The sequence below is a fragment of the Blautia sp. XA-2221 genome (assembly GCF_028767025.1).
In the GTDB taxonomy this organism is placed as follows: domain Bacteria; phylum Bacillota; class Clostridia; order Lachnospirales; family Lachnospiraceae; genus Blautia_A.
This window is the reverse complement of sequence record NZ_JAJQXX010000002.1, coordinates 256,827-281,351: the sequence shown is the minus strand read 5'-3', so window position 1 is coordinate 281,351 and position 24,525 is coordinate 256,827. Positions and strand designations below refer to the sequence as shown.

At 43.0% G+C, this 24,525-nt stretch carries 23 protein-coding genes and 1 riboswitch; of the genes, 2 read left to right on the top strand and 21 right to left on the bottom strand.

What is annotated here, in order from left to right:
- Positions 1-54: 54 nt before the first annotated feature.
- The 20 genes from LU279_RS03165 to LU279_RS03070 form a co-directional block, all read right to left on the bottom strand.
- Positions 55-1,890 (bottom strand): glycosyltransferase 87 family protein, encoded by a 1,836-nt coding sequence (locus tag LU279_RS03165; protein ID WP_274421010.1) that lies wholly within the window; start codon positions 1,888-1,890, stop codon positions 55-57.
- Positions 1,887-2,924, bottom strand: coding sequence for a glycosyltransferase (locus tag LU279_RS03160; RefSeq protein ID WP_274421008.1), 1,038 nt, complete (start codon positions 2,922-2,924; stop codon positions 1,887-1,889). Before LU279_RS03160 ends, LU279_RS03165 begins: the two co-directional genes overlap by 4 nt.
- Positions 2,921-3,853, bottom strand: coding sequence for an NAD-dependent epimerase/dehydratase family protein (locus LU279_RS03155; protein WP_274421006.1), 933 nt, complete (start codon positions 3,851-3,853; stop codon positions 2,921-2,923). The genes LU279_RS03160 and LU279_RS03155 overlap by 4 nt, the downstream gene beginning before the upstream one ends.
- A gap of 440 nt (positions 3,854-4,293) precedes the next feature.
- Complete coding sequence (locus tag LU279_RS03150) at positions 4,294-6,135, bottom strand: thiamine pyrophosphate-binding protein (RefSeq protein WP_274421005.1); 1,842 nt, start codon at positions 6,133-6,135, stop codon at positions 4,294-4,296.
- Positions 6,136-6,217: 82 nt separating this feature from the next.
- Positions 6,218-7,537 (bottom strand): phenylacetate--CoA ligase family protein, encoded by a 1,320-nt coding sequence (locus LU279_RS03145; protein ID WP_274421003.1) that lies wholly within the window; start codon positions 7,535-7,537, stop codon positions 6,218-6,220.
- 38 nt (positions 7,538-7,575) lie between these two features.
- A complete protein-coding gene (locus tag LU279_RS03140) occupies positions 7,576-8,790 on the bottom strand; it encodes a lipopolysaccharide biosynthesis protein (protein ID WP_274421001.1) in 1,215 nt (404 codons plus the stop codon).
- A gap of 16 nt (positions 8,791-8,806) precedes the next feature.
- Positions 8,807-10,123: a phenylacetate--CoA ligase family protein gene (locus LU279_RS03135; RefSeq protein WP_274420998.1), complete on the bottom strand. Its 1,317-nt coding sequence runs from the start codon at positions 10,121-10,123 to the stop codon at positions 8,807-8,809.
- A 42-nt stretch (positions 10,124-10,165) separates the two neighbouring features.
- Positions 10,166-11,506 carry a lipopolysaccharide biosynthesis protein RfbH gene (gene rfbH / locus LU279_RS03130; protein ID WP_274420996.1) on the bottom strand — a complete coding sequence of 447 codons (1,341 nt, stop codon included), beginning with the start codon at positions 11,504-11,506 and terminating at the stop codon, positions 10,166-10,168.
- 17 nt (positions 11,507-11,523) lie between these two features.
- Positions 11,524-12,588 (bottom strand): CDP-glucose 4,6-dehydratase, encoded by a 1,065-nt coding sequence (rfbG, locus tag LU279_RS03125; RefSeq protein ID WP_274420995.1) that lies wholly within the window; start codon positions 12,586-12,588, stop codon positions 11,524-11,526.
- Positions 12,589-12,669: 81 nt separating this feature from the next.
- Positions 12,670-14,070 carry a DUF6382 domain-containing protein gene (locus LU279_RS03120; protein WP_274420993.1) on the bottom strand — a complete coding sequence of 467 codons (1,401 nt, stop codon included), beginning with the start codon at positions 14,068-14,070 and terminating at the stop codon, positions 12,670-12,672.
- Positions 14,070-14,525 carry a TadE family protein gene (locus LU279_RS03115; protein ID WP_274420992.1) on the bottom strand — a complete coding sequence of 152 codons (456 nt, stop codon included), beginning with the start codon at positions 14,523-14,525 and terminating at the stop codon, positions 14,070-14,072. Before LU279_RS03115 ends, LU279_RS03120 begins: the two co-directional genes overlap by 1 nt.
- Entirely contained in the window at positions 14,522-14,938 is a 417-nt protein-coding gene (locus tag LU279_RS03110) for a prepilin peptidase (RefSeq protein WP_274420991.1), read from the bottom strand. Before LU279_RS03110 ends, LU279_RS03115 begins: the two co-directional genes overlap by 4 nt.
- A gap of 12 nt (positions 14,939-14,950) precedes the next feature.
- Positions 14,951-15,754, bottom strand: a complete 804-nt coding sequence (locus LU279_RS03105) for a TadE/TadG family type IV pilus assembly protein (protein ID WP_274420989.1) — start codon at positions 15,752-15,754, stop codon at positions 14,951-14,953.
- A 27-nt stretch (positions 15,755-15,781) separates the two neighbouring features.
- Positions 15,782-17,269 (bottom strand): DUF5702 domain-containing protein, encoded by a 1,488-nt coding sequence (locus LU279_RS03100; RefSeq protein WP_274420987.1) that lies wholly within the window; start codon positions 17,267-17,269, stop codon positions 15,782-15,784.
- A 63-nt stretch (positions 17,270-17,332) separates the two neighbouring features.
- Complete coding sequence (locus tag LU279_RS03095) at positions 17,333-17,512, bottom strand: Flp1 family type IVb pilin (protein ID WP_274420986.1); 180 nt, start codon at positions 17,510-17,512, stop codon at positions 17,333-17,335.
- A gap of 26 nt (positions 17,513-17,538) precedes the next feature.
- Complete coding sequence (locus LU279_RS03090) at positions 17,539-18,564, bottom strand: type II secretion system F family protein (protein WP_274420983.1); 1,026 nt, start codon at positions 18,562-18,564, stop codon at positions 17,539-17,541.
- A gap of 38 nt (positions 18,565-18,602) precedes the next feature.
- Positions 18,603-19,361 carry a type II secretion system F family protein gene (locus tag LU279_RS03085; protein WP_274420981.1) on the bottom strand — a complete coding sequence of 253 codons (759 nt, stop codon included), beginning with the start codon at positions 19,359-19,361 and terminating at the stop codon, positions 18,603-18,605.
- Positions 19,358-20,548 carry a CpaF family protein gene (locus LU279_RS03080; RefSeq protein ID WP_274420979.1) on the bottom strand — a complete coding sequence of 397 codons (1,191 nt, stop codon included), beginning with the start codon at positions 20,546-20,548 and terminating at the stop codon, positions 19,358-19,360. Before LU279_RS03080 ends, LU279_RS03085 begins: the two co-directional genes overlap by 4 nt.
- Positions 20,545-21,558, bottom strand: coding sequence for a hypothetical protein (locus LU279_RS03075; RefSeq protein ID WP_274420977.1), 1,014 nt, complete (start codon positions 21,556-21,558; stop codon positions 20,545-20,547). Before LU279_RS03075 ends, LU279_RS03080 begins: the two co-directional genes overlap by 4 nt.
- Entirely contained in the window at positions 21,555-22,046 is a 492-nt protein-coding gene (locus LU279_RS03070; protein ID WP_274420974.1) for a prepilin peptidase, read from the bottom strand. Before LU279_RS03070 ends, LU279_RS03075 begins: the two co-directional genes overlap by 4 nt.
- Positions 22,047-22,439: 393 nt before the next feature.
- On the opposite strand from LU279_RS03070, the gene LU279_RS03065 reads away from it, so the two are divergent.
- The gene (locus LU279_RS03065; RefSeq protein WP_274420973.1) at positions 22,440-23,189 is read left to right on the top strand and encodes a GNAT family N-acetyltransferase; all 750 of its coding nucleotides are present in this window, start codon (positions 22,440-22,442) and stop codon (positions 23,187-23,189) included.
- A gap of 127 nt (positions 23,190-23,316) precedes the next feature.
- Here LU279_RS03065 and LU279_RS03060 read toward each other — a convergent pair whose 3' ends face one another.
- Entirely contained in the window at positions 23,317-23,886 is a 570-nt protein-coding gene (locus LU279_RS03060; protein WP_274420971.1) for a folate family ECF transporter S component, read from the bottom strand.
- A gap of 68 nt (positions 23,887-23,954) precedes the next feature.
- Positions 23,955-24,061, bottom strand: a riboswitch (THF riboswitch).
- 193 nt (positions 24,062-24,254) lie between these two features.
- Here LU279_RS03060 and LU279_RS03055 point away from each other — a divergent pair.
- The gene (locus LU279_RS03055; RefSeq protein ID WP_274420969.1) at positions 24,255-24,509 is read left to right on the top strand and encodes a hypothetical protein; all 255 of its coding nucleotides are present in this window, start codon (positions 24,255-24,257) and stop codon (positions 24,507-24,509) included.
- Positions 24,510-24,525 lie beyond the last annotated feature (16 nt).

The following is a 24,525-nucleotide window of genomic DNA, read 5'->3' as shown; positions in this document are numbered from 1 at the left end:
ATTGATAAATTTCGCTATTAACTGATAAAATCAGTTACTACTAAACTCTGTTTCTCACTGTTCCCCGGAAATACACATCTGAAGGCTTCTTTTTTCAGAAGGATCTGCCAGAAGTTCTGTTCCCTTATTGTCTGTTACGCAGTAAAGACCAGTTCCGCTTCCTTTTGGCGCATCACTGGAGATTTCCAGAAGATAGGCTTTCCCCGGTTCTACAGAGATATCATCTTTCAGAAAAGGATAAAGAGCTGTATTCTCTTTCATTCCATATGTATCTCCGTTTTTTTCATAAAGAACCTTTCCGGTATCCTTTTCCTTCAGTACCACATTCAGACTATTGAGCTCACTGTTTCCCGGCTCTGTATATATACGGATTTTAATTTCGGAAAGTGTATGACCGTCTGCAGTAAATTCCTGTACCACCGGAACATTTTCTTCCAGCATCACCACGTTCTCTGGTTCCATATTCTGCCGGCTGTTATCAAAGAAATTTATTTTCCCCTGAAGAACGCCTGCTGCACACACAGTCATTGGAAGTACAAACGCAGCGACTCCAAACAGAAAGGCGGTTCGTATCTGCCACACCATCCCTCTGGCAATAATATTTCCTTTTCTGCTGTGATATCTGGGATGTCCAAAGACCACATAAATCAGTAATACCACCCACATGGCAGTACAGAGAAGCTCCTGGTCATGGAACCCGTAAAGGTCCCACATACGCACAGAAAACTCACGGTCTTTCAAAATATATTTGAAAATACCACTGTTCAGTACTCTCTCGTCCACCATACTCTGGCTGCAGAAAATATACATGGCAATCATAAAAATATTTGTTACCATATAAAGAAGATTTCCGTTTTCATTCATCATAAAGTTCAGAACAAGGAACGGAGCCATTAAAAGAATCCACTGCGGATTCCAAGTGGAAAATCCAAAGATTGCAAAGCTTACAGCCACACAAAAAAATACAGACCATGACCGGATCTCATCCTGTGTTTCTGCTTTTTTCTGATAGGCCCACACGAGGACAAAGGCTGCGGCAGCTGCCAGAAGATTAATCCCGCTGAAAAATCCCAGAGAAAAAGGCTTCTGCACATATTCCAATGCCCCAAAACCGAATACGTTTCTCCGAAATGCCTCAGAACCTATATTAGGAAGAATCTCTGCAAGCAAAGGCGCAAGCATGACAGCAGTATATCTGATCAGATTTCTGATCTTTTTTTCCCTTAAAAGAAGAAGCACCAGGAAATAAAGCACTGCATGATATTTAAAGGTCGCAGCAAATCCGCACATAAGAGCAAACTGCCACATTTTTCCCCGAAGGAAAAAATAAAATCCAAGTACCAGAAAAAGTACTGTAAATATATCATACTGGCTGAAAATAAACTGACTGAATACCCCCATGGGAAATACAAGAAATGCAAACTTGCACAGAAGAGATTTTTTCTCGCCAAATCCCATTTCCTTTCCAATCCTGTATATGATCTGGGCAGTAACAAAATATAAAATAACCGGAAGAAGCTTATACCACATAATATTAATAAAACTGTTTGTCAGCATTGCTTCCGGCGCATGACCGGTAAGATAAAGGGGAAGATTCCAGACAGCGTAGGCAATAAATGTACTTGGAAGATAATTTGCCCAGTACCCTCCTGACTGCTCATAGCTTGCCTGATAAAAATCCGCAAAGTGTTCATACATCAGGAAGGAACGGTTTCCTGTAAGCTTTACATCAGAATGAGCGCAGGTAACAAACAGAACTGCCAGTATCAGAAAAGATAAAATCCAGTCCAGTCTGCAGAGTTCATTTCCACTCCACAGTTTCATGCTGTTCCATTCTGTCTTTTTTCTGCCCATCCATCCTGATGCATAGGTTGCTTTTTTCTTATTCATGAATGCTCTCCTGCCGTTGATTCTTTTTTCCGGGAATCCCTCTCATCGGCTTCCTGTGTTTTTGCTTCTCTGTTCTGTTGATTCTTTTTATTATCATCTTCAAAATTCAGGCGCTCTTCCTCCACTACCAGCGGTCTGTCCAGCACCCTTGTATTAATACTCAGTACATATTCTCCCAGAAATCCGATAAAGAAAAGCTGAAGCGCCCCAAGAAAAAACATACCGATAACGATAGGAGCAATACCTGCTGAAAAACGATCCCAGTACATCAGCTTCAGAATCAGGTACACGATACCTGCGGCAAAGCTCAGTCCACCAATAATAAAACCGGCAAAAGTCGCCAGCCGCATCACTACCTTAGAATATGAGGTAATACCAATCATGGCATAATCATACAGACTGTAAAAGTTATTTTTGCTCTTTCCTGCTCTTCTTTTTGGCTGTGTATAAGGAATTGCTTTATAATCAAATCCAAGTTCCGCAATAATGCCCCTTAAATAAGGCATCGGATCATGAAGATCACGCACCACATCTACAAATTTTCTGTCATACAGTCCAAAACCTGTAAACTGCTCAATATGGTCGATCTCTGTGATCTTTCTGATCATCTTGTAATACAGACCTCGAATCCTGTACATTCCCTTTCGTTCCTGGCTGGCATTTTTCACACCGATCACAATTTTATTTCCCTGTTCCCATTCTCTGACAAATTGAGGGATCATATCTACCGGATCCTGAAAATCAGCGCACATGCGAACCACACAGTCTCCGTATGCCTGCTTCATACCATAAACGGGAGATCTGGCCTGGCCGAAGTTTTTTGCATTAAAAATCGCCTTAATGTTTTTATTATTTGCACACAATCCACGGATCAGCGCCTGCGTATTGTCTTTGGAATGATTGTCAATAAACAAAATCTCATAGTCATAATTACTGAGTTCGCGTTCCATTACTTCTGTAACTGCTTTTGCCAGAGGAACCACGTTTGCCTCTTCATTATATGTGGGAATTACCACTGAAATTTTCTTTTTCATTTTTTATCTCCTGTACTCTGACTTTTCAGCCAGGTAATTGTTTCTCTGATTCCCTGTTCAAAGGTATACTCCGGTACAAACCCCGTATCCCGATAAAGAGAATCAATATCTGCGCAGAGGTTCATCACAGCGCCTTTTGGATATGGCTTTGCTCCGATTCCCGGATTCCTGTAATCTGTCAGCTCTGCCATTTTCTGAATATAATCCCGAAGCAGTGCAGTCTGTCCGCTTCCTATACAATACACAGCTCCGCCCCGCCCTTTTTCTCCGATCAGATAAAAAGCGCGCCCTGCATCTGCGCTGAAAAGATAATCCCATCTTTGCATTCCTGGGGTAAATTCTGTAGGTTCTCCTGCCAGCATTTTTCTGAGTCCGGAGGCGATCATGGTAGTTTCCTTCTCATAGATCCCATAAACGCTGAATATTCTGGGCCAGATACACTCGATTCCCAGTTCTTTGCAAAGCATCCCCGCCAGATACCCGGATGCAAGCTTTGCCGCTCCGTAAGGAGTGATCGGATTTACAGGGCTTTCCGGTGAAATCCGTTCCAGGTCCAGCAGACCGTATTCTGCCTGGGAGCCTGCTCCGATAAAACGTTTGCAGCCAAGGGCTGCCGCCGCTTTTACTGCCTCCAAAGTATACGCAATGTTCCGGCTTTGAAGCTCCGTACTGGTATTTCTGTTTTCTCCGGTATTTCCCCATGCAATGTGATAAAAAGTATCACATTTCTGCGAGATCATTTCCGGCAATCTGTCCAGATATTCCAGAGAACAGTCAACAAATCTGATCAGACTGCTTTCCGGCAAACGGGAACACTTTTGAGATGATTCCCGGACAACTGCATAAATCTCTATCCCATACTTTATGCATTCTTCTATTAAAGCCACTCCAATCATACTGGTGGCTCCTGTTACAATAATCCGCCGCATAATTTTCCTTCTTACTATAAATAAATATCGAATTTTGCACAATAGAATCCGCAGTATACGGACATAAAAGAAATATTAAACTCTATATGTGCATTTTATAAAGACAACTTCGTGATGATTTTGTACACTTTTTCAAATTTGCTCATTTACAGCTTCCTATTTAAGTTTTGTACTGTATTTTTAAATTTCTGAAATCAGGAAGAAACATCTCTTCTGTATCTCTGATATTTCTGCAGTTTTACAGAATATTTTTGTCTGATTGAAAGAGTATAAAATACTCTGGCGTATTGTCTCATTCATTTTCAGTATAATGACGCAAAGTAAATTTTCAGGCTGTAAGGCGAAGAAAAGATGCGATGCGGTGGCATCGGCAATTGACAGCAACGCTGTAGCTGGAAATTCAAGCAGGTTATTATACAAAATGTGAATGAGATATTATACTACTTCTGCTCTGGAAGAGGAATGTACATATTTTCTTCCAGTTCTTCTCTGGATAAAAACGGATACATATCTTCAAGAGGTGCAGACACCATTCTTCCGTCAGGAAGCTTTTTCGATGAGGTTTTCGGCTCGGTTTTCTGGTACTTGGTGACAAACACCTCACATACAGCCGCTCCGTCCATTTCCAGAACTTCTTTAATCGTATCTGACAGTTTTTCTGAACTGTGAATACATCTGTATGGAAACCCATAAGCCGGAATAAGCTTCTGAAGATCCGGAAAACTCAAATCTCCGCTTTCCTGTCCCACTCCCACCAGAGGCTCTCCAAAATAGCTCTGCTGAGTCTGTCGGATAGAGTGATATCCCTGATTGTTGATCACAAAAAGTTTTATCGGAAGTTGATTCTGCCGGATTGTCTGAAGTTCCTGAATATTCATCTGAAGACTTCCCTCTCCGGTCACACAGATTACCGGCTGTTTCCCGGATGCAATGCACACACCTGTTGCCCCGGGAAGGCAGAATCCCATAGACGCTGTATTAGGATTTGTAATAAAGCGCTGGCCTTTTTTCACACGAAAAGCCTGACTTCCTGCAACTCTGGAGGTTCCTACACTGACCATAAGATTCTGGTTTTCCTCCATGGCTCTGGACAGTTCTTCATAAAACGCATAAATATTTGTGCAGCCATCCTCCACGGTTTCATAATGCCCGGACACAACAACCGGATATTTTTGTTTCCATAAAAGGCACTGATTTCTCCACGCCTCTCCATGAAATAAAGGATTTTCCCTTGATGCCCCACGTTTTTCTGCAGCTTTTATCAGCTTTCGGATCAGTTCTCCTGCATCGCCGCAAACAGGCATACTGACATGAAGGTTTGGTTTTTTCAGTTCATTTTCATCAATATCGTTCAGAATAGTATAGCTTTCTCTTGCCCAGTCCTGATAGCGGAATCCTGTCTGCGCAAATCCCTGACGATTGCCAAGGGAAAGAAGTACATCACTGTTCTGAAGTGCAAAATTTCCCGGTCTTGTTCCTGTTCCTCCGCTTCTTCCCACAAACAGAGGATGATCTGACTCAATGGCGTCCACGCTGCTCATGCCTGTTACCACTGGAACGCCCAAGAGTTCGACAAGCTGACAAAACTCCTTGTGCGCGCCTGCCAGCCGCACACCATTTCCCGGTGAAAGAACCGGACGTTTGCTTTCCTGTAATTTATCCAGGATCTTCTCTACCGTTTCATCTTTTATTTCCTGAGGCTTCTGTTCAGGATTTTCCGCCGGATCATAGGCTTTCAGATGATCCGTTTCTATCACTGCCCCCTGAACGTCAAGAGGAATATCCAGCCACACCGGCCCCGGTCTTCCATTTACAGCCAGATAAAGAGCCTTTTCCAGATGGTATCGGATATCTTCCGGATGAACGATCATGTGAGCATACTTTGTCAGACTTTTTACTATCGGAACAATATTACATTCCTGCACCCCCATACTGCGAAGAGGCAGACCTGAGGCAGCAACCGTAGTTGCATAGCGGGCCTGACCTGAAAATATCAGCATTGGAATGGAATCCATCCATCCCCCCAGAACTCCGGTAATTGCATTTGTAGCTCCCGGTCCTGTTGTCACACAGACTGCTGCCATTTTGTTTCCAAGACGGGCATACGCCTCTGCCGCCATAGAACAGGCCTGTTCATGATGCTGATAAGTACAGTGCAGCATTTTGTGGTGTCCAAAAGCATCATTCATATGCATGGCTCCGCCTCCGGTAACCGTAAATACGTCCCGGATTCCCCACTGTGCAATATATTCCGCTATATAATCAGATACCTTCTGTTTCATTTTCTCTCTCCATATCAACTTTTGTTTCAGACGTCTAGTATATCTGCTTTATCTGAAATCTTTTTTCTGCATCTCTCACATCCTACAGGTAATCCTGACATTTCTGAACGCATACCATACGCTTTCCGGATGCCTCAATAGGAATTTCATCTACATAAGTTACATCAATCTGGGCTTCATCACCCAGATATTTTCGATAAGAGGCTACCACCTGGGCTTCATTGACTTTTGTGCGGTCTGCATTTAAGAGAAGCTCATATCGTTTCTTTTCCCACTGAATGCATTTTGCCTGATGTACAATCCCTTCCATATTAATCAGTACATTCATAAAAACATGAATGGACAAAGGTTCTCCCTTACAGTTATACATCATGGAGCCACGGCGTCCGTATATTTCTGTAAAATAGCCATGCTTTCTGCCGTTTTCGTCCATTACTTCCTGATAAATCCCCGTGTCTCCTGTATCATAGCGAATCATAGGAAAAGCTTTGTTATAAAAATCAGTTACAACAATTCTTCCAAGCTCTCCCGGCTTCACCGGTTCATCTGAGTCAAGGCTCAGCATCTCAATATAAAAATTATAAAGGTCTACTGTATATCGGTTCTCCTCGCCAACCTGGCATGCAAGAAAACCATTTTCATTATTCCCATAAGAACGGACTGCCGCAAAACCAAAGATTTCCCGGATCAGATCATAAGTTCTCTGCGGAAGTGCCTCACCCATAGCAAAGACCATTTCCACATCCCATTTTCTGATATCAATATTTTTCCTTTTCAGATAATCTGCAAGAACAGTCAGAGCGCTGGAATATGCAACCAGAACCTGTATCCTGTCTTTTCGTATTTTTTCACAGATATCTGCAAGAGCATCATCTCCCATGTTGGAGATATCGATCATGATCAAATTATTTTTAAAGGATTTCCATCTGGAGATTACATTTTTCCCGGGGATCCATACGCGGAATTCTCCTCGTTTCATTCCCATACGAAATCCATTCAACTCCATAAAGGAAATAAAGTTCATATTTACACGGTTCATTTTATCTCCGTCACATAAAACAGTAAACGGTGCTCCTGTAGAACCGCTTGTTTTCAGACGGAACAGGCTGTCTTTTTTATCCCGGAATGTATCGCAGAGAACTGCATCCATATTCTCGTTATATTTCATTTTTGTCATAACAGGAAACTCTGTAATATCCTGTGCATCCTGATAATTTCTATAATATGGAGAATGCTTTTTGGCATAATCAAGAAGCATTTCCACACGGCGCTGCGCATACTCCTCTGTAATACCTTCCACAATTTCTCTTTTATTTACTTTTTTTATTTTTTCAAGCTTCCCGCCGTGAAGCTTATCCAATATATTAAACGCTGTTCGTCTTAAAATTTCTCCAGCCTGCATTCTTTTTCCTTCCTTTTTATGCTGTAAAATCAGTATGATTATTTTTTCTGTTGTTCAGGGGCGCTGCCTGCCTTCCATAATCCAAGAAGGATCACTGCTGCCACACGTACCACATTGGCAATGAGCACGGCTGCCGCAAAACCCATAATACCGCTCTTTTCTGTAAAAATCAACACAAGGACTGCAATCACAGCCAGATGTATGATCTGAAGGATCAACTGCCACTTTTCTTCTGTAAAAGTAAGAACTACAATAAAAAGATAAGCGGAAAGTACACCAAGAATCTGGCTCAGGTTTACAACTGTGATCATCCCTCTCACTGATTCATAAAGATCTCCGTAAAACAGTTTTACGAAAACAGGAGTTCCTATCTGGGCTCCAAGAAAAAACACAAGACTTACGCCTGTTCCGATTCCGGTAAACAGAAGGAACTGCTTTTTGTCCATTCGCTCCTGTTTTCTTGTAAGGTAGGAAATAATGATCGTATTAACAGGCGCCACCAGAAGCACCAGGGTTTTTCCGATCAGAGAAGTTACATAATACTGGGTTACTGCCAGATGTCCCACCATATGCTCCAGTGCAAGTCGATCAATATTCAAAGTAAAATTTGTGATCAGATAGGAAAATACTAAAAATCCTCCCCGCTGGAACGCCTGTGTAAACCATTTGCTCCGGTCAAAAAATCCTCTGAACACAGTTCCGGTTGCAGCAAGATATACCAGAGCTGCCGCCTCACCGGTCAGAAATACCAGAAACCAGTTTTTTGTCAGAAAGTAAAGGCCAAAGCCGGCTATATATCCGCCTGTCAGCACGCAGTAATAGTAAAAATATTTTTTATAATTTAGATTCAGACGGTATTCCACATCTCCGTAATAACGAAAAATTGTCGTCATAAGAAGGGCTGCTGTCCAGAAAATAACAGGCAGAGATACCATAGAATCCCCTGCCACAAAAAGAGTAACTGCTGTGCCAATTCCCCCAAACAGCAAAAGGAGGACATTATAGTCCCCGTTTTTTACCTCATAATCTCTTCGTACAACAAGACGGCTGGTGTTTAAGGCCTGCCCCACAGAAGGGCAAAGTATTGCAACCAGTCCCATAAGATACAGAAGCTCTCCCAACTGATCGCTTCCCATTTTTCGGTTCAGCAGAGGGTAGACAACAATCTGCAGAACTCCGTTCATAAGAAGCGCTCCGCCTATGGTGTACGCTGTATTCGATACAATTCTTTTCTGTTTTTCTTTTGATGCCAAAGAAAAGCCTCCCCAGTTATTTTTTTATGTACTTTTCGCACCGGTTTTCAAAAGATTTCCTTTTTCCGGAACTCAGAACCGGAATCTCATCTACATACTCTACTGTAATTTCTGCTTCCTCACCAAAGTAGGGACTGATAAAATCCAGGATTGCTTTCTCATCGATTGCCTGTCTGTCACCATTCAGCCACAGAGTATACCTGGTTATATCCTCCTGAATAAAGCGGTACTGATTTATTCCCTTTGCCATAGAAAGACCATTCAGCAGTACGAACGGAGACACAATCCTTCCCTTACAGTCATATATCATATCTCCCCGTCTTCCGTACAGTTCTTTCAGATACAGACGGAATCTTCCATTTTTTTCCTTTCGTTCCGCCACTGCCAAATCTCCATTGTCATAGCGTATCAGAGGAATGGCATAATTATAAAGATCTGTGATCACGATTCGTCCAAGCTCTCCCGGTTCTGCCGGTTCATCACTGTCCAGTTTAAGGATCTCATAATAGTAGCTTTCAGAATCAATATAATAGCTTTCGTCTTCTTCACGCTGCAGACCCATAATACCGTTTTCTTCATTTGAATACCAGGAACGTACTGTGCAATTAAAAATTCTTTCCAGATTTCTTCTCACTTCACTGGGCATACTCTCTGAAATAGGAAGGATTGCTTTCACACAGAAATCTCCGGTATCCATATGATGCTCATCAATATACCTTCCCAGTTCTCCGATCGCAGACGCATATCCGATGATACACTTTACCCGTTTCTTTTTAATCACGGAAACCATTTTACCAAGAGCCTCTTCATCCAGATTGGAACAATCCATCATGATCAGATTCTCTGCAGTTCTGGAAATCCAGCTTTTTTTCGCGTGGTCTCCTACCCACATACGGATAAAAGCCTGTTTCATTCCGATATAATACCCTCCGGCCGCTCCCAGAAAAATACTTGCAGCTGTGTTATGAAGGATTTTATTGCGATTCTGTATCATGGCAAAAGGAGTTCCCGTAGAACCGCTTGTATACATAATACGATTATCTGAAGCATCTTTATAAACGGAAGACTGACACTGCTCATAATGACTTCTGTAAGTTTCTTTATTCATAACAGGCATTTTCTCCAGAGGAGTATCCTCTGGAAAATCCTTATAAAATTCCGTTGTGCGAACTGCATGAGAGATCAGCTTACTGATCTTTTCCCGGGTCTTTTCTACGGAAGTCCCGTTTTTATAGCTGTCACGGATTTCTTCATAATAGCTGCGTACCTTTCCGCCCTGAAGCCGGTCCACCAGCCAGAATCCATACCAGCGCAGCTTTTCATCTATCACCATTTACTTTTATCCCTTCTCTGAAGTATCTTTTCAACAGCGGATTTAAAGATTTCCGGCCTCCCGGATCACCTTTGCCATATAATCAATTTTTTCATCTGTCATACCCGGATAAAGCCCTACCCAGAAAGTATCGCGCATAATTCTGTCTGTATTTTCCAGACTTCCGGCAATGCGGTATCCTCTCCCTTCTGCTCTCATCTGGTCAAAGCAGGGATGTTTTGTAAGATTTCCTGCAAACAACATTCTTGTCTGAACACCCTTGCTTTCAATATAGGGAACCACTTTATTTCTGTCCACACCCTCTTTACAGGTAAGAAGGAAACCGAACCAACTTGGCTCAGAATCAGGGCAGGCTTCAGGAAGTATAAATTTTTCTTCCATTCCCTCAAGCGCTTTTCTGAGACGCGCATAGTTATGACGACGTTTTTCCACAAATCCGGGGAACTTTTCAAGCTGGGCGCATCCTACTGCTGCCTGCATATCTGTTGCTTTCAGATTATATCCGAAATGAGAATATACATATTTATGGTCATAGCCAAGAGGCAGCTCTCCATACTGCCTGTCAAAACGATGTCCGCACACATTATCACGGCCGGACGGACATCTGCAGTCACGTCCCCAGTCCCGGAGAGAACGGACAATTTTGTGTAAAAGCGGATTATTTGTATACACAGCTCCACCTTCTCCCATTGTCATATGATGGGGTGGATAAAAGCTTGATGTACCAATATCTCCAATAGTTCCTGTAAGCTTTTTCTCTCCGTCTATCACATACTCGGAGCCAAGAGCATCACAGTTGTCCTCGATCAGCCACAGTTCATGTTTTTTACAGAAATCTCTCAACGCTTTAAGATCAAACGGATTACCCAGGGTATGAGCCAGCATCACTGCCTTTGTCCTGGAAGAAAGAGCTTCCTCAAGTCCGGTTACATCAATGTTATACTGAGGTACTGTCACATCCACAAATACAGGAACCGCACCATACTGGATCATCGGCGCCACAGTTGTAGGAAATCCGGCTGCCACTGTAATGACTTCATCTCCCGGACGCACCTGACGCTCTTTCAAAAGAGGTGAGGTCAGCGCCATAAAAGCAAGAAGATTCGCTGAAGAACCTGAATTAACCAGAGAGCAGAAACGAATTCCCAGGTATTCTGAGAATTTTTGCTCAAATTCGTCCGCATATCTGCCGGCTGTCAGCCAGAATTCCAACGCACTGTCCACAAGATTTACCATTTCTTTTGAATCATAAACCCTGGAGGCATAGGGAATTCTGTCTCCCTCTTTAAAGTTTTTTTCTTCATTATGATATTTACGGCAATAATCATCTACAATTCCAAGGATCTGCTCTCTTGCCTGCTGTTCTGTCATATTTTCAAACATATTTTTTCTCCTGTTTTTTATTTTATATCAGCCAGAAACTCCTGAATCTGTCTGTCCATAATTATGTTTATATCCTGTCCCGCCTGCCATTCCTTTGTCCATTCCACTGTTTTCTCCACAGCAGTACAAACATTCCAGACTGGTTTCCAGTTAAAAACACTTTTTATTCGGGAACAGTCAAGCTTCAGAAAATTCGCCTCGTGGGGACCGCCTACAAAATGATTTTCCCAGGTCTGTCCATCCCCCCATGCATGACAGAAAAGATCTACAAGTTCTCCCGTTGTTACACAATCCCTGTCATCCGGCCCCACATTATAATACCCGGAGTATTTACTTTCTTCATACTGCATGGCAGCAATCATAAGATACGCATATAAAGGCTCCAGTACATGCTGAAACGGTCTTGTGGAATGAGGATTTCTTACCGGTATAGATTTTCCCGCCAGAGCTGCCCGGATACAATCCGGAATAATTCTGTCTGCAGCAAAATCTCCGCCTCCGATCACATTTCCTGCTCTTGCAGTGGAAACAGCAGGCACTCCATCCATAAAAAATGAATTTTTATAACTGTGGGTCACAAGCTCTGAGCATGACTTACTGTTGGAATAAGGATCGAATCCGTCCAGAGGATCGTCTTCCCGGTATCCCCATTCCCATTCCCTATTATGATACACCTTATCAGTTGTCACATTAAGAAATGATCTCACAGAATCAGTCTGACGGATACATTCCAGTATATTTACAGTTCCCATTACATTTGTTTCATAAGTATATACCGGGTTTCTATAAGATTCACGCACAATCGGCTGGGCTGCCAGATGCAGCACTATTTCCGGTTTTTGCTCTCTGAACACTTCCAGCAATCTGTCCAGATCACGGATATCACCTGTTATACTGTTCATCTGTCTGTCCATGCCTGCAAGTCCAAAAACGGATGGTTCTGTAGGCGGCTCCAGCGAATATCCGGTAACCTGAGCTCCCATATTCAGAAGCAGACGACAGAGCCATGTTCCCTTAAACCCTGTATGTCCTGTTACCAGAACTCTTTTCCCACTGTAAAAGTTGAGATCAAATTTCTTCATATTTTATCTAAACTCCTGTAATCCAATATTAAGAGTATTATACTATTCTTTCATCACAGTGGCAAGATAGCCCTTTGCTGTTTACTTTATAAAAATATATCTTGCCTGGGCAAAATCCACCTGATCCTCATCCTGAAGCTGATACTCTTCATCCCCTTTCAACATTCTTCCGTTCACTGCAGTACCATTTCTGGAATTCAGATCTGCCAGATAATATTCATCATCTCGCCTTCGGATTCTTGCATGCATACGACTGACTGTCGCCATTGGAATCACTGCGTCTGAAGCATTTGCCAGCTTCCCTACCACTGTCAGCTCCTGTTCCAGATAAATCGTTGCCAGTTCACCCGGCTCTCTGCTTACAAGAGTAGCCGGTCCCTTTTTCTGTCCGGCAGAAAGGACTACTGTTTCACCGCAGATTCCCTCCTGGCTGTCTTCCTCTTTTTTCTTTGTTCCAAAAAGCTCTCCTGTAATACTGGTTTCTGCTTTCCGGCCTTCCTGGATTGTTTCCGGATCTTTTTTTATATCTTCTTCCCGAATAATCTGATCTGACACAAAATTGCTGTCTGTTTCCTGTTTTATTTTGTTGTGCCATGGCGCTGTCTGTTCCTGCTTCCGTTTCTTCTTTTCTGTGATCCATGCTGCAAATGCCCCTGTACCCAGAGCCATAATTCCTGCCCCCAGCACTATTTCTATTGGAAGTTCCGGGATAACTCCCAGAAAACCTGCTGTCAGCACGGCCAGAGCAACTGTACCGCCTGCTCCACAGCATATGATCCAGGTCCATGGAATTTTCTTCTCTTTTTTCTTTGTTTTAACCTCTTCTTGTTTCTGTTCATCCGAAATCATCGGATCTGTAATTTCATTCCACAGCTTCTCCGATGAAACTTCCTGACACTTGTCTTCTTTTTGGTCTGATATATTTTTATCCGCTTCTCCTTCTTTCTGATAAATCGCCTCCTTTATTATCTCAAGCTGAAATCCCGGTTCAAGAGCTTTCCTGTAAATACCATACCCCAGCATTACTGCCTGATTATCTTCATGGTCAATCTTTGGAAGGATATACTCCGTCAGTCCCCGAAACTGCCCCTGGATTTCTTTTTGATATCCCGGAATACAGCAAAAATACACTTTTTTCCGCTCTGCATCCATATAAATATATTCCGGCTGAAGTACAAGCTGATCCGTATTCATCAGGAATTCCGCCATTTCTTCCATAACTTTTACAAATCCTTCCAGAATACTCTGGAGATCCTGACTTTTTAATTTTTTGTCCTCAAACAATGTTGCTATAGACTGTTTCGATGTTATATCATAATAAAACAACACCTCACCATCAAGATTCTGCAAATGACATTTCAGTATAGACGGAATCACATTTCCCGTAAGCATACGTACCTGATAAGATGAGGTATCTACAGCCTTCTCTTCCTGTAAAATAAGGTAATTGTGACTTACATCTCTCTTATATTCTGCGTGCATTACCACCCTCCTGCATCTGAAAAAATATCTTCTGCCGATTTTAATTTACGGATCCATCTTACCGGATCAATGACTCTGGATTTTCCTTCTGCTCTCAGTTTCCAGGAAAATCCACCAAATCCTGATATGGTATCTGCCATATAGCTTACAGTTACATTTTTTCCTCCTTTTACCTGAGTTTTCAGATTTTCAGTCCCAAAAAATCCAATATTACCAAGTTCCCGGATGCGTTTCTCTGCTGCTTCTGCTGCTTTTCCACCCTCTCGGTTTCCTTCCATACTGCCCATAAGCGCTGACTCACAGGCTGCTGCCGTAAACCATGCCCGATTATGTACAAAAAAGCAAAGATAAAGAATTCCCATTACTGTCACAAGTACCAAAGACATTACGCAGGCCGCTTCAATAGTAAAGCTTCCTTTTTTTACTTTTTTCCGGAAATGTTTTTTTAATGTCATATAAAAATACCTCCTGCATATCCCAGGAATAAAAATGGAATAAAAGGAATTTCTGTTTTGCGGTTTCTGTGAAATACTGTCAAAAGTATCGCTGATATCACTGCAGACAGAAAAAGCCCAATGCCAAGGGTTCTGAGGTATGCCATTGTACCAGTCATACACCCCAGTGCCAGCAATATCCATCCGTCTCCCATTCCCAAAGCACCTCTGGTTATCACAGATGCCGCAAGAAAAACTGCTCCTATCAGTACCGGAATCAGAATATCCTGAATTTCTCTTCCTGACATAAAACTGTAAATCAGACCGACACTGGCATAAACTCCTGTTAAAATCAGGGAAATTTCATGTTTTCTCCAGTCTGTCCATGCACTGTAGCCAAGAAACAGCATTGTAACAATTTCTTCGAACATCATATACTTCCTCCTCTATCCGCAGCTGCTGCATGCCCCCATATTATGAACATCTGAAAGCTTTACAAGCCTGGCAGTACGCTTGAGTCCACTACAGGAAACATGATTGTGATACCTGTTTCCACTTTTTGTAACATAAACAGTTCCTGCAGGTTTCTGATTTCTGCTGCAGCTTTCACAGGCATAATATTTTTCTCCATATATATTTCTGGCAGATTTTACTCCGGAACCAGACATTTGCTGCACAACAACATTCAGGTATCTGCACCCTAGATTTCTGTGATATACCGTCCCGGCCGCGGTCACATATACCATTCTTTCCGCCTGCTCTCCATTCAAGGCAAACCGCCTGCTGTCTGCACCAGTCCAGGCATGTACCTTTACTGTATTGTACATCCGCACTTTTGGCAAAGGAATCACTCCTCCCACCGGAGTATAAGAATAAACATCCGGTAAAGTAATCTCTTCCGTTCCCGTTCCATCCAGCACATAGGCATACATGCCTGCCTCCTTTGTTTTTTCACAAAGGGTACAGAGATGTTCCGTCTGGATCTTATATATATCCATAAAAGAAATCAGCGTAACCATACCCAGAAAAAACACCGGCAGCACAAGGGCTGTTTCTACTGCAAAACTTGCCTTTTTCAGAAAAGAGGCACAAAGAGATACCTTTTCAGGAAACCTTCTGCTTCTCCTGCTCATCGGGGCAAGCAGGTATCTGAAGCGCAACAGAGAACTTATCCTTTCTTTCCTTTTTCTGTCTACCCAGTTCTTATGATCCTTCCCATTTATGAATTTATGTGTCTCCTGAAAAAGCATCTTTCTGCACCTCTTTTCTGCTATCTTTTATACATAACTGAATTGTTTTGTTACTGTAAATGTCTTTTTTCTGTTTGCCCGTACATCTACAGAAGCCTCTATAGCTTCTATACAGTGATCCAGACGGAACTCTTTCTGACCGGTAGTGTTTCTGATACAACATTCCACCATGTCCATTCCTCTCTGAAGTTTATTTCTTTTGGACTGAGATAAAAGAAGTATCTGAAGATACTCTTCATAGGACATTCCATTTTCATCACTTTTTCTCTGACTATCCAGTCCCTCCAGAATATGCGCCAGATTATCCAGTGAAAGCTGCCAGTTCCCGGAGTTTTTTATCAGAGGAACCTTTCCCCCATGAAACAGTTCTCTTAAATCTAAAATACTCTCCCCAAAGGACCAGCAGAACAAAAGCGCAGCCTCTATGACTACAGCAGCCGGAGGAATCAGAAATGCAGAGGCAATAGCCAGTGCCAGACCATGCATCTGCGCCCTCTTGGCAGGATCAGCGATAAGAAAAGCTGCATTTACGCCTTCCCGGACAAGAAGCAGTCTCCTTGCAACTGACTTCAGATTTTCTCTGTCGCTGGTTTTTCCGCACAGAAGATATTCCGTCTGGTATTTTAATCCTCCGGGAGCAGGACTGGTATAGCAGCCAAGCTTATCCATAAGATACTGCTGAAATAAAAGGCTGGACGCATAGGAACCGTCTGTTTTTACAGGCTCTGGCATTTCCATGCCTTTTTCGAGATTTCGTCCAGACAGAAGCTCGGACTTTGATACACGGTTCTCCGAAATCCCTTTTTCTGCCGGAACAACCAGGTCAAGAAGGCTCATATTGCGTACCGCCTTCAGGACAGGAATAGGATTTTCTACCTTTTCTTCCGGCTTCCCGTCAGAAAGATCTTCACCTGATGATATATCTGTATCTCCACTTTCTAAATTCCCGGATTCTTCCTGCTGTTCAGCCTCCTGACTGTTCTGGGCTGCTGCATCCATTTCTGAATCATAGCTTTCCAGATATTTGTTTTCCTCTGCCTGAGTTCCGGCTTTTTCCGCTTCCTCCACACGCTCCTTTTTTTCCTGAAATTTCTGTATCAGTTTCTGAACGCCCTGACTGCCAAGGGTATCTTTCATGTATGAAACAGCCTGTCTGTAAAACACTTCTCCATCTTCATCTGTAGCCAGACGATATCCGGACAGTCCTCCCTGGACAATAGACAGTTTCTGGCTGTTCTGCTTCAATACTGGTTTCATATAGCTTTCCATATCATCATATACAGCTGCAAGATTTAAGGTCCCTGAGCTCCCTGAGCCATTTAGAAAAAACAGATCATATTCTTTCAGAAATTCCCTGTCATACTGACCGAACAAGGAATAAAGTCCTATATCCAGACCGCTTAAGATCTGCGTCCTTGCTGCTGCCATTCTCACAGATTCTATACTGGTACATACCAGCGACAGAAGAAGGCTGAGGATCAGCGCCAGAAACACTGTAATGCTGCCTTTTTTCATAACAGATACCCTCCTTTTCCCAAAATGTCATTTTCTGCTCCCGGATTTATTCCGGACTGTTTCTCAGATTGAATTGCTTTGTTTTGTGATCTTTGAAAGAATATTTTTTACCAGACTGGTCAGCTGTTCTTTAAAAATAATAACCAGACCGATCAGAACCACCAGAATCAGAATAATTTCCACAACACCAACTGCATCCTCTTCTGCCGCAAATCCCTTTGCCAGTTTCCACAGTTTTTTCATGTACTCACCTCCCCGCTCCTGCATTCTTATCCATAAAAGGACAGAAACGCCGGAATCATAATAATTGCCATTACAACAGCCAGCATCATCACCATAGGTACCAGAAGCTTTGTTGCTGCCGCTTCTCCAAGAACACGGGCCTTTCTTTTACGTTCATCCCAGGCTTCAAGCGCCTCCTGTTCCAGAATATCAGCCATTCTGCGGCTTCCCTTCTGAAGATTCTGGATCAGCAGTGTAGAAAACGTCTTATATTTCATCTGTCCGCATTTTTCTCCGAATCGTCTGTAAGCCTCGGATTCTGATACTCCGCTATCCATTTCATAACAGGCTGCCGCCACAGCCTCATAGACAAAATGCCGTCTTTTCGTTTTTCTGCGCTCATAGTCAGCAGACATTTTCCGGAATGCGCTTCTTGCCGTCATTCCTGCCTGTATTAAAAGAGCAAATTTCATCACCATTCCCGGATAATCCATAAGAAGCTGCTCTGCCCGTCTGGCTTCCTCTTCCTGTTTTTCCCTTGTGCTTTTTAGCAGAACTACAAAGGCAGCAAACAGGCCCAGAGATGCCAGAAGTTCTCCTGTATGTTCTTTTGGACGTTCCCATTCCAACTGATGTCCCTTCCACTCCGAAGGCAGATAATAGTAATCCGGATCCTGCTTTTCCTGATTATACTGATCCAGCATTTCCTGTAATTCTTTCTGTCGTCTGCTCTCAGGAGATTCCTTTTCCGGAACTGTTTCCTCCGGTTCTTCTGTTTCTTTTTCCGGAACCTGAATTTTAAAAGATTCGCTTTCTTCTCCGTCTACTGAAATCAGATACTCTTTTTCGTATGCTCCTGTCTCCTCACGGGGAATCCTGTATGCATCCGATTGTGCCATTCCTCCTTCCCCGGTCATTGTCATAGCTATTCCAAGAAAATTCCCACACACAGCAACTGCCAGAAATAAACGTACTCCTTTTTTATCTCCCAGCGCATCCAGATGGATCCAGCCGGCTTTACTGACCAGGACTGTCCCAAAAGCCAGAATAAATATTACGATATGTACCCACATAATCTTCTCCTGTCTGTTTTTCCACACCTTCTGTCCGTTTATACTTCAATATCCACAATTCTTTTCCCCAGCCAGTAAGAAAGTGCATAGATCCCCAGGCAGATTGTCATCGCACATACGCCAAACAGATTTCCATACAAAACCTCCAGAAAACCCGGAGAAGTAAGCTGCAGATACAGTATGATCCCCGCAGGCATCAGACTCATGATTGTCTGCTCTGCCTTTTTTGCGGAAAGAGTTGTTTCTATTTCCTTTCTGACATCAATTTTGTCTCCAAGCATTCTGGCAGAGGTCTGAATGATCTTGTCCATATCTCCGCCGGAGCGCTTTGCTGTACTGAAAACAGCGGCAAAGTTTTCAATGTCCTCAATCCCGCTTCTTTCACCAAGCCCCAGAAACAGCTCTTCTACAGGAACACTGACTTTTTTTCTGCTTTCAATGTAACGGAGTTCACGGACAATATCAGATTCCGGAGGATACAGCCGCTCCATGTCCTTCATACATGCTGTCACAGCATTCTCCACAGAATAACCAGCCTGTACCGCAACGCTCAGAGAATTCAGCGCATCCTTAAACTGATAATTTAAAGTCCTCTTCCGCTCCCTGATATGCTGTCTTTTTTTCCATTTTAAAAACAGCACCGCTGCCGGAACAGCCGCGATCATGCACCACCAGTTCTGATAAAACAGATAATCCACAGCCCCACACAAGGCTGTACTCTGAAAAAGATATTTTGCGATTTCTTTTTTTGTGTAATGATATTCCTCATAATTCTGCTTTGTTTTGTCCTGATTCATATTTCCACCCCTGCCCGCGTCAGCTTTTCCCGGTTAAAAAGCTCTGATATCTGTACAAGCCCCAGATCTTCTTCCCTTCGAAAAAGAGTCCGCGTTATAATCTCATTTTTTTCATAACCACATACTTCTGTAATTTCCAGTACTTTTCTTGTTTTATCCCTCATTCGCCCCAGATGGATCAGAATATCCACTCCTGAGGCAATCTGTCTCCGTATTGCTTCCAGAGGCAGATCTACTCCCATAAGCGTCATTGTTTCCAGACGGCTTAGCATATCACCGGCAGAATTTGCGTGAGCTGTACTGAGACTTCCTTCATGCCCTGTATTAAGAGCCTGAAGCATATCTACTGCCTCGCCGCCTCTTACCTCTCCCACAACAATTCTGTCCGGTCGCATCCGAAGCGCTGTTTTTATCAGATCCCGGATGCTAATTGATGCTGTACCCTCCATATTTGCCATTTTCGCCTCCAGCCGGACCAGATTTTCCACTCCCTGAATTTTCAGTTCCGCATTATCCTCAATGGTGATGATACGCTCATCTGCAGGAATATAATCAGACAAAGCCCCAAGAAACGTAGTTTTGCCGCTTCCTGTACCTCCGCCTATGATCATGGAATACCTGGCCTTTACCAGCGCTTCCAGAAACCGGGCACATTCACAGGTAAGACTTCCAAGCGCAATCAGCCTGTCCATTGTAATGGGACTGTCCGGAAACCTTCTTATAGTAAGGATAGGACCATTCAGTGCCACCGGACTGATCACTGCATTTACTCTGGCTCCATTATCCAGACGTGCATCCACGATCGGCATGGATTCATTGATCACTCTGTTGCACCGTCCTGCAATCTGCTGGATCACATCCTCAAGTTTTTCTCGGGAGGTAAAGCTTTTATCCCATTTCCCAAGCCGTCCTCCTCTTTCCACAAAGATAGCATTCGGGCCATTTACCATAATCTCTGTAACTGTTTCATCTTCGATCAGCTCCTGAAGCACATCCAGCTTACGCACCGAATAAAACAGTTCCTGTCTGAGCTGAAGCTTTTCGTTCAGAGATATATACGAATCCCGCATACGGTTCAGGATAAGCTGGTCAATCTCATCCAGTATCTCTTTGTCAGTCATTTCTCTGGACATATCCAGTTTTTCCATCAGAAGATCCCTGATCGCCTGAAAAGTCTCCCTGTTCATATGTTTTCCTTTCTTATCAGTTCCTTTACATACTCTCCCAGCTTACTCCATGGCAGCTGTTCTACATACGCCCCGTTTCCGGAAATACTTTCATAAAACGGAAGCTTCATTCTTACCGTTTTTGCCAGCACCTGAGGATAATCCAGCACTCGCAGCAGATTTTCAAACTGTGTGATCTTACATTCCGAAAGACCGTCTGAACACACTGGCATATAGATCCTTTTACAAAGATCCAACAACTGAAATACCTCGTCAATCCCATTTCCTATATCCAGAATAAGCACCTCGTAAGAACTGTGCAGAACGATTTCCTGAATCAGACAGACCCAGTCCTGCCAGGGAGTTCCTCTGATATCCATAGGAGACTGAACCGGTGGAACAAAATCAAGCTGCCCTGCTGTCTCAACCATGCTGTTCAGCCTGACTGTCAGGTTCTGATCCCCCTGACGCACAAAATACAGAAGATCACTTAACGTTCCTGTAAAGCTCTTGCCAAACAGCTCTTCAAATCCCGAGTATTCCTCCAGATTCAGATATAAAACAGGTTTTTCTCTGGCAGCAATCTGACCAAGAGTAAGAGCAAAAGAAGTTTTCAGGCATCGTCCTACCGGAGAATAAACACCCAGTATCTGTGTGGATTTTTTCAGCACAGGTGACTGCACAGGCATTACCGCCTTCTCCTCTCCATAACACGCCATAACCTCTCTTACTATCTGCGCAGAAGACTGGTACTTGTAAACACCCGCATAGTCGCTCAGCTCCGGAGACTTCACCCCTTCTGTAAGGACGATCAGCTTCCCCACGTCCAGTTCCCGTACTTCCCGGCACACAGCCGACTCTGCGATCAGGAGAATCTCGATTCTGTTCTGCTCTGCAAAATCCAGCAGGCTCTTCACTCCGGTAAATGCCTGTACCTCAAAAGTAAGATTCTGTTTCCTGTTCAGATACTCCATAAAGTTTTTTGCATACTCAGCCTCTGTATCACAAACCGCAAAAATCTGTTTTTTCAATATATACCTCCTGCATAAAGCATCACACTCATAAAAACAGGAATTGTAAAATGAAAATTTTCCAATGCGAATCCTCTGTGATAATAGGGTTTTCTGATTCCTGTTCTCAGATAGTCTTCCAGATATGATGTCAGATAGCGCAGTCTTTCTGCAGGATTTCCGCAGAATATCAAAATCGCCAGAGATATGGCGGCTCCCGCCAGAAAAGAAAATTCAATACAGCGCCAGATATCATGCGCCCCCATAATTCCTCCAAGAGCGCAAAACGGTTTTATATCACCCGGTCCCAGCATCCTGAACACAAACAGCCATCCAAGAACTGCCACCGGAATCGTTACACCAAGAAAAAATTCATATGGACCGTTTCCATTTCTGCTGAAACAAAACAGAAAACCTGCCAGAAGAGAACAAAGAATCCAGCCATTGCTGATCCGCATACTGGAAATATCCATTACAACACCAACCCCGGCAATTGTCAGCACTAACATTTCTTTTACAGTAATTTAACTCCTTCCCCCTTTCTATCTGCTGTCATTCTTTTAATAAACAGTAAACGGGTACTTAAAAAAATAATAAAATGGGATAAATCCGTCTGACCAGACGGCAGGAATACCAGAAGATTTCTGGTGAGTCTTATTATAGATCTTTCGGACCTGTATGTCCACAAAATTCGTTCATCAAATTCCGACAGTAAAAATCATCCATACAACTGCAAAAACATTTTTATTTTTTTGCATCTTTCATTCACCATTATATTTATATATGAATATTTATTCTTATATATTGCATATTCATGTGTTTTTATGTATAATATCTACATTGCAATGTAAATATATACATGCAAACCTATGATTTCATCAACAGCGCAAGGAGATATGAATATGGAAGCAAGCATAAAAAAAATAGAAGATATGTCGCTGAATGCATGGCCTTCCCATAAAATGGAACTTTATGACGGATGGATCCTCCGTTTTTCTTATTTTTATACACACAGAACCAACAGTGTGGAACAGTTTGGAACCTCCACACTGCCCTGGCGGGAAAAAATACCTTACTGCGAAAATGTTTACAAACGCCTGGGAACCCCGGCGATCTTTAAAATCAGTCCGCTGGTATCTCCTGATTTTGATTACACCCTGGAAAATCGCGGATATGAGATCCAGCATACAACAGATGTAATGACACTGTGTCTGAGGGATGCCCGGCTGACTGCCGCCTTTGATGACGTACAGTTCACAGAAGCCATTCCTGATTCATGGATCTTCAGTCTGTTTGACCTGAAAAAAATGACGAATCCCGTTCACAGGGAGGTGGTTCCGTCCATGTACCATGCAATTCCCAAGGAAACTTTATGTGCCTCTGTTCAGAAAAACGGAAAAATCATCGCCACCGGACTTGGAATACTGGATCGGGATTATATTGGGATTTATGCAATTCACGTAAAAGAAGAATTCAGAGGACAGGGCCTGGCCCGCCAGATCTGCACAGGGCTTCTCAAAGAGGGAAAAAAACACGGGGCAGAGAACGCCTATCTCCAGGTAGTTCATGGAAATGCCCCTGCCCGGAGTCTTTATACCTCTCTGGGATTCCATGACCTGTATACCTACTGGTTCCGTGTACAGCCTGTATAACAGCAGGCTCCGATCATATCAAACAGCTTGTTTTCGAAATAACAGAACAGGACGCAGTATCAATACCGCGTCCTGTATGGGGAATCGAATATGTAATTTTTACTCTATAAAATTTCTTCTGCGTACTTTATACAGTTCTCTTTTCCAGTACAGCGGAAGCGCTGTGTCCAGCCACCATAGAAGTCAGAGGACTGAAATACAAAAGGCAGGTCAGTACACAGTAAATCGGGATCATAATTGCAAACTGAACAAGTCTCACCGGCATGATCGCATAAAAATTATACCCAAGCATAAGTACCAGTCCGGCTGTTGTCAGGCACAGAGAACTGATAGCGCCTGTAATGACAATGGAAGCAGAAATCCCCACTGTCTTTGCCTTTCTGGATTTGCTGGCATAAAATTTTCTGGCAAGAGCCGGAAGAACGCCCCAGAGAACAGATGCCAGTGTAATAAACGGATTCACCGCATAGCCTTTCAGAATGCATCCTACAATATCCGCGCACAGTCCGCAGACTCCGCCGGCAACCGGTCCCATCCACAGTCCGGCAAGCACAGTACATACGGTTCCTACAGTAATACGAGAAGGCCCCAGATCCAGTACCAGAACCCTTGTAAGTATCAACTGCATGGCTACCAGAAGGGCCATAAAAACAAGATTTTTTACATTCCAGACAGATTTTGTGCTGTTTTTCTGCATAATAAAAACACCTCCATAATGTTATCATAAATAATATTCCCTCCACATTATGAGATGTTCTCATATGTAGCAACGGGTGCGGAAAATATATCGTAAGCTTTTTCTGTCAGCAGCTTTTCGTTTCACGGCGACTCCCCAGCCTGTGAACACTTAACGCATAAATTCCTACTTCGCTATTATTTATTTACCCACAGTATAACACACTTTACAGATATTTCAACATTTTTTTGTTATAATATTAACACTCTATAACTGAATAAAGGTTACTGTTCACAGCAACTTGATCTATGAACAGTAATGAATAAAATACAGTTTTTTTACCATACTATCTCTCAAAACCATTGCCAACAGCATAAAGGAGGGGTATTATGGAACACAGAAAACATTCCGATCCGAAGTCTGTAAAAAAGACAAAAGATCCCTATAATGTATATTACGAAAATTACCTGGACACCAATGCCTGTACCGAATGTACAGGGCTGATGCCCAATGCTGCCCACAACAGAGAGGAATGGGATGCCTATCGGGAAATCTTTGATTTCACCGCCAAGCCTCCGGCTGCGGACAGCACAGAGAAACCTCTGTCCGCAAAAGACAGCCTGCAGGAAACGTCCGGTAATTGATCATACTGGAGGACAT

Coding starts and splice junctions, on each gene's coding strand:
- LU279_RS03055 (WP_274420969.1), top strand. CDS start 24,255: ATGGAACACAGAAAACATTCCGATCCGAAGTCTGTAAAAAAGACAAAA.
- LU279_RS03095 (WP_274420986.1), bottom strand. CDS start 17,512: ATGAAAAAACTGTGGAAACTGGCAAAGGGATTTGCGGCAGAAGAGGAT.
- LU279_RS03070 (WP_274420974.1), bottom strand. CDS start 22,046: ATGTTAGTGCTGACAATTGCCGGGGTTGGTGTTGTAATGGATATTTCC.
- rfbG (WP_274420995.1), bottom strand. CDS start 12,588: ATGAAGAAATTTGATCTCAACTTTTACAGTGGGAAAAGAGTTCTGGTA.
- LU279_RS03110 (WP_274420991.1), bottom strand. CDS start 14,938: ATGATGTTCGAAGAAATTGTTACAATGCTGTTTCTTGGCTACAGTGCA.
- LU279_RS03120 (WP_274420993.1), bottom strand. CDS start 14,070: ATGCACGCAGAATATAAGAGAGATGTAAGTCACAATTACCTTATTTTA.
- LU279_RS03155 (WP_274421006.1), bottom strand. CDS start 3,853: ATGCGGCGGATTATTGTAACAGGAGCCACCAGTATGATTGGAGTGGCT.
- LU279_RS03165 (WP_274421010.1), bottom strand. CDS start 1,890: ATGAATAAGAAAAAAGCAACCTATGCATCAGGATGGATGGGCAGAAAA.
- LU279_RS03105 (WP_274420989.1), bottom strand. CDS start 15,754: ATGCTTTTTCAGGAGACACATAAATTCATAAATGGGAAGGATCATAAG.
- LU279_RS03145 (WP_274421003.1), bottom strand. CDS start 7,537: ATGCAGGCTGGAGAAATTTTAAGACGAACAGCGTTTAATATATTGGAT.
- LU279_RS03115 (WP_274420992.1), bottom strand. CDS start 14,525: ATGACATTAAAAAAACATTTCCGGAAAAAAGTAAAAAAAGGAAGCTTT.
- rfbH (WP_274420996.1), bottom strand. CDS start 11,506: ATGTTTGAAAATATGACAGAACAGCAGGCAAGAGAGCAGATCCTTGGA.
- LU279_RS03150 (WP_274421005.1), bottom strand. CDS start 6,135: ATGAAACAGAAGGTATCTGATTATATAGCGGAATATATTGCACAGTGG.
- LU279_RS03060 (WP_274420971.1), bottom strand. CDS start 23,886: ATGCAGAAAAACAGCACAAAATCTGTCTGGAATGTAAAAAATCTTGTT.
- LU279_RS03100 (WP_274420987.1), bottom strand. CDS start 17,269: ATGAAAAAAGGCAGCATTACAGTGTTTCTGGCGCTGATCCTCAGCCTT.
- LU279_RS03080 (WP_274420979.1), bottom strand. CDS start 20,548: ATGAACAGGGAGACTTTTCAGGCGATCAGGGATCTTCTGATGGAAAAA.
- LU279_RS03135 (WP_274420998.1), bottom strand. CDS start 10,123: ATGGTGATAGATGAAAAGCTGCGCTGGTATGGATTCTGGCTGGTGGAC.
- LU279_RS03085 (WP_274420981.1), bottom strand. CDS start 19,361: ATGAATCAGGACAAAACAAAGCAGAATTATGAGGAATATCATTACACA.
- LU279_RS03065 (WP_274420973.1), top strand. CDS start 22,440: ATGGAAGCAAGCATAAAAAAAATAGAAGATATGTCGCTGAATGCATGG.
- LU279_RS03090 (WP_274420983.1), bottom strand. CDS start 18,564: ATGTGGGTACATATCGTAATATTTATTCTGGCTTTTGGGACAGTCCTG.
- LU279_RS03160 (WP_274421008.1), bottom strand. CDS start 2,924: ATGAAAAAGAAAATTTCAGTGGTAATTCCCACATATAATGAAGAGGCA.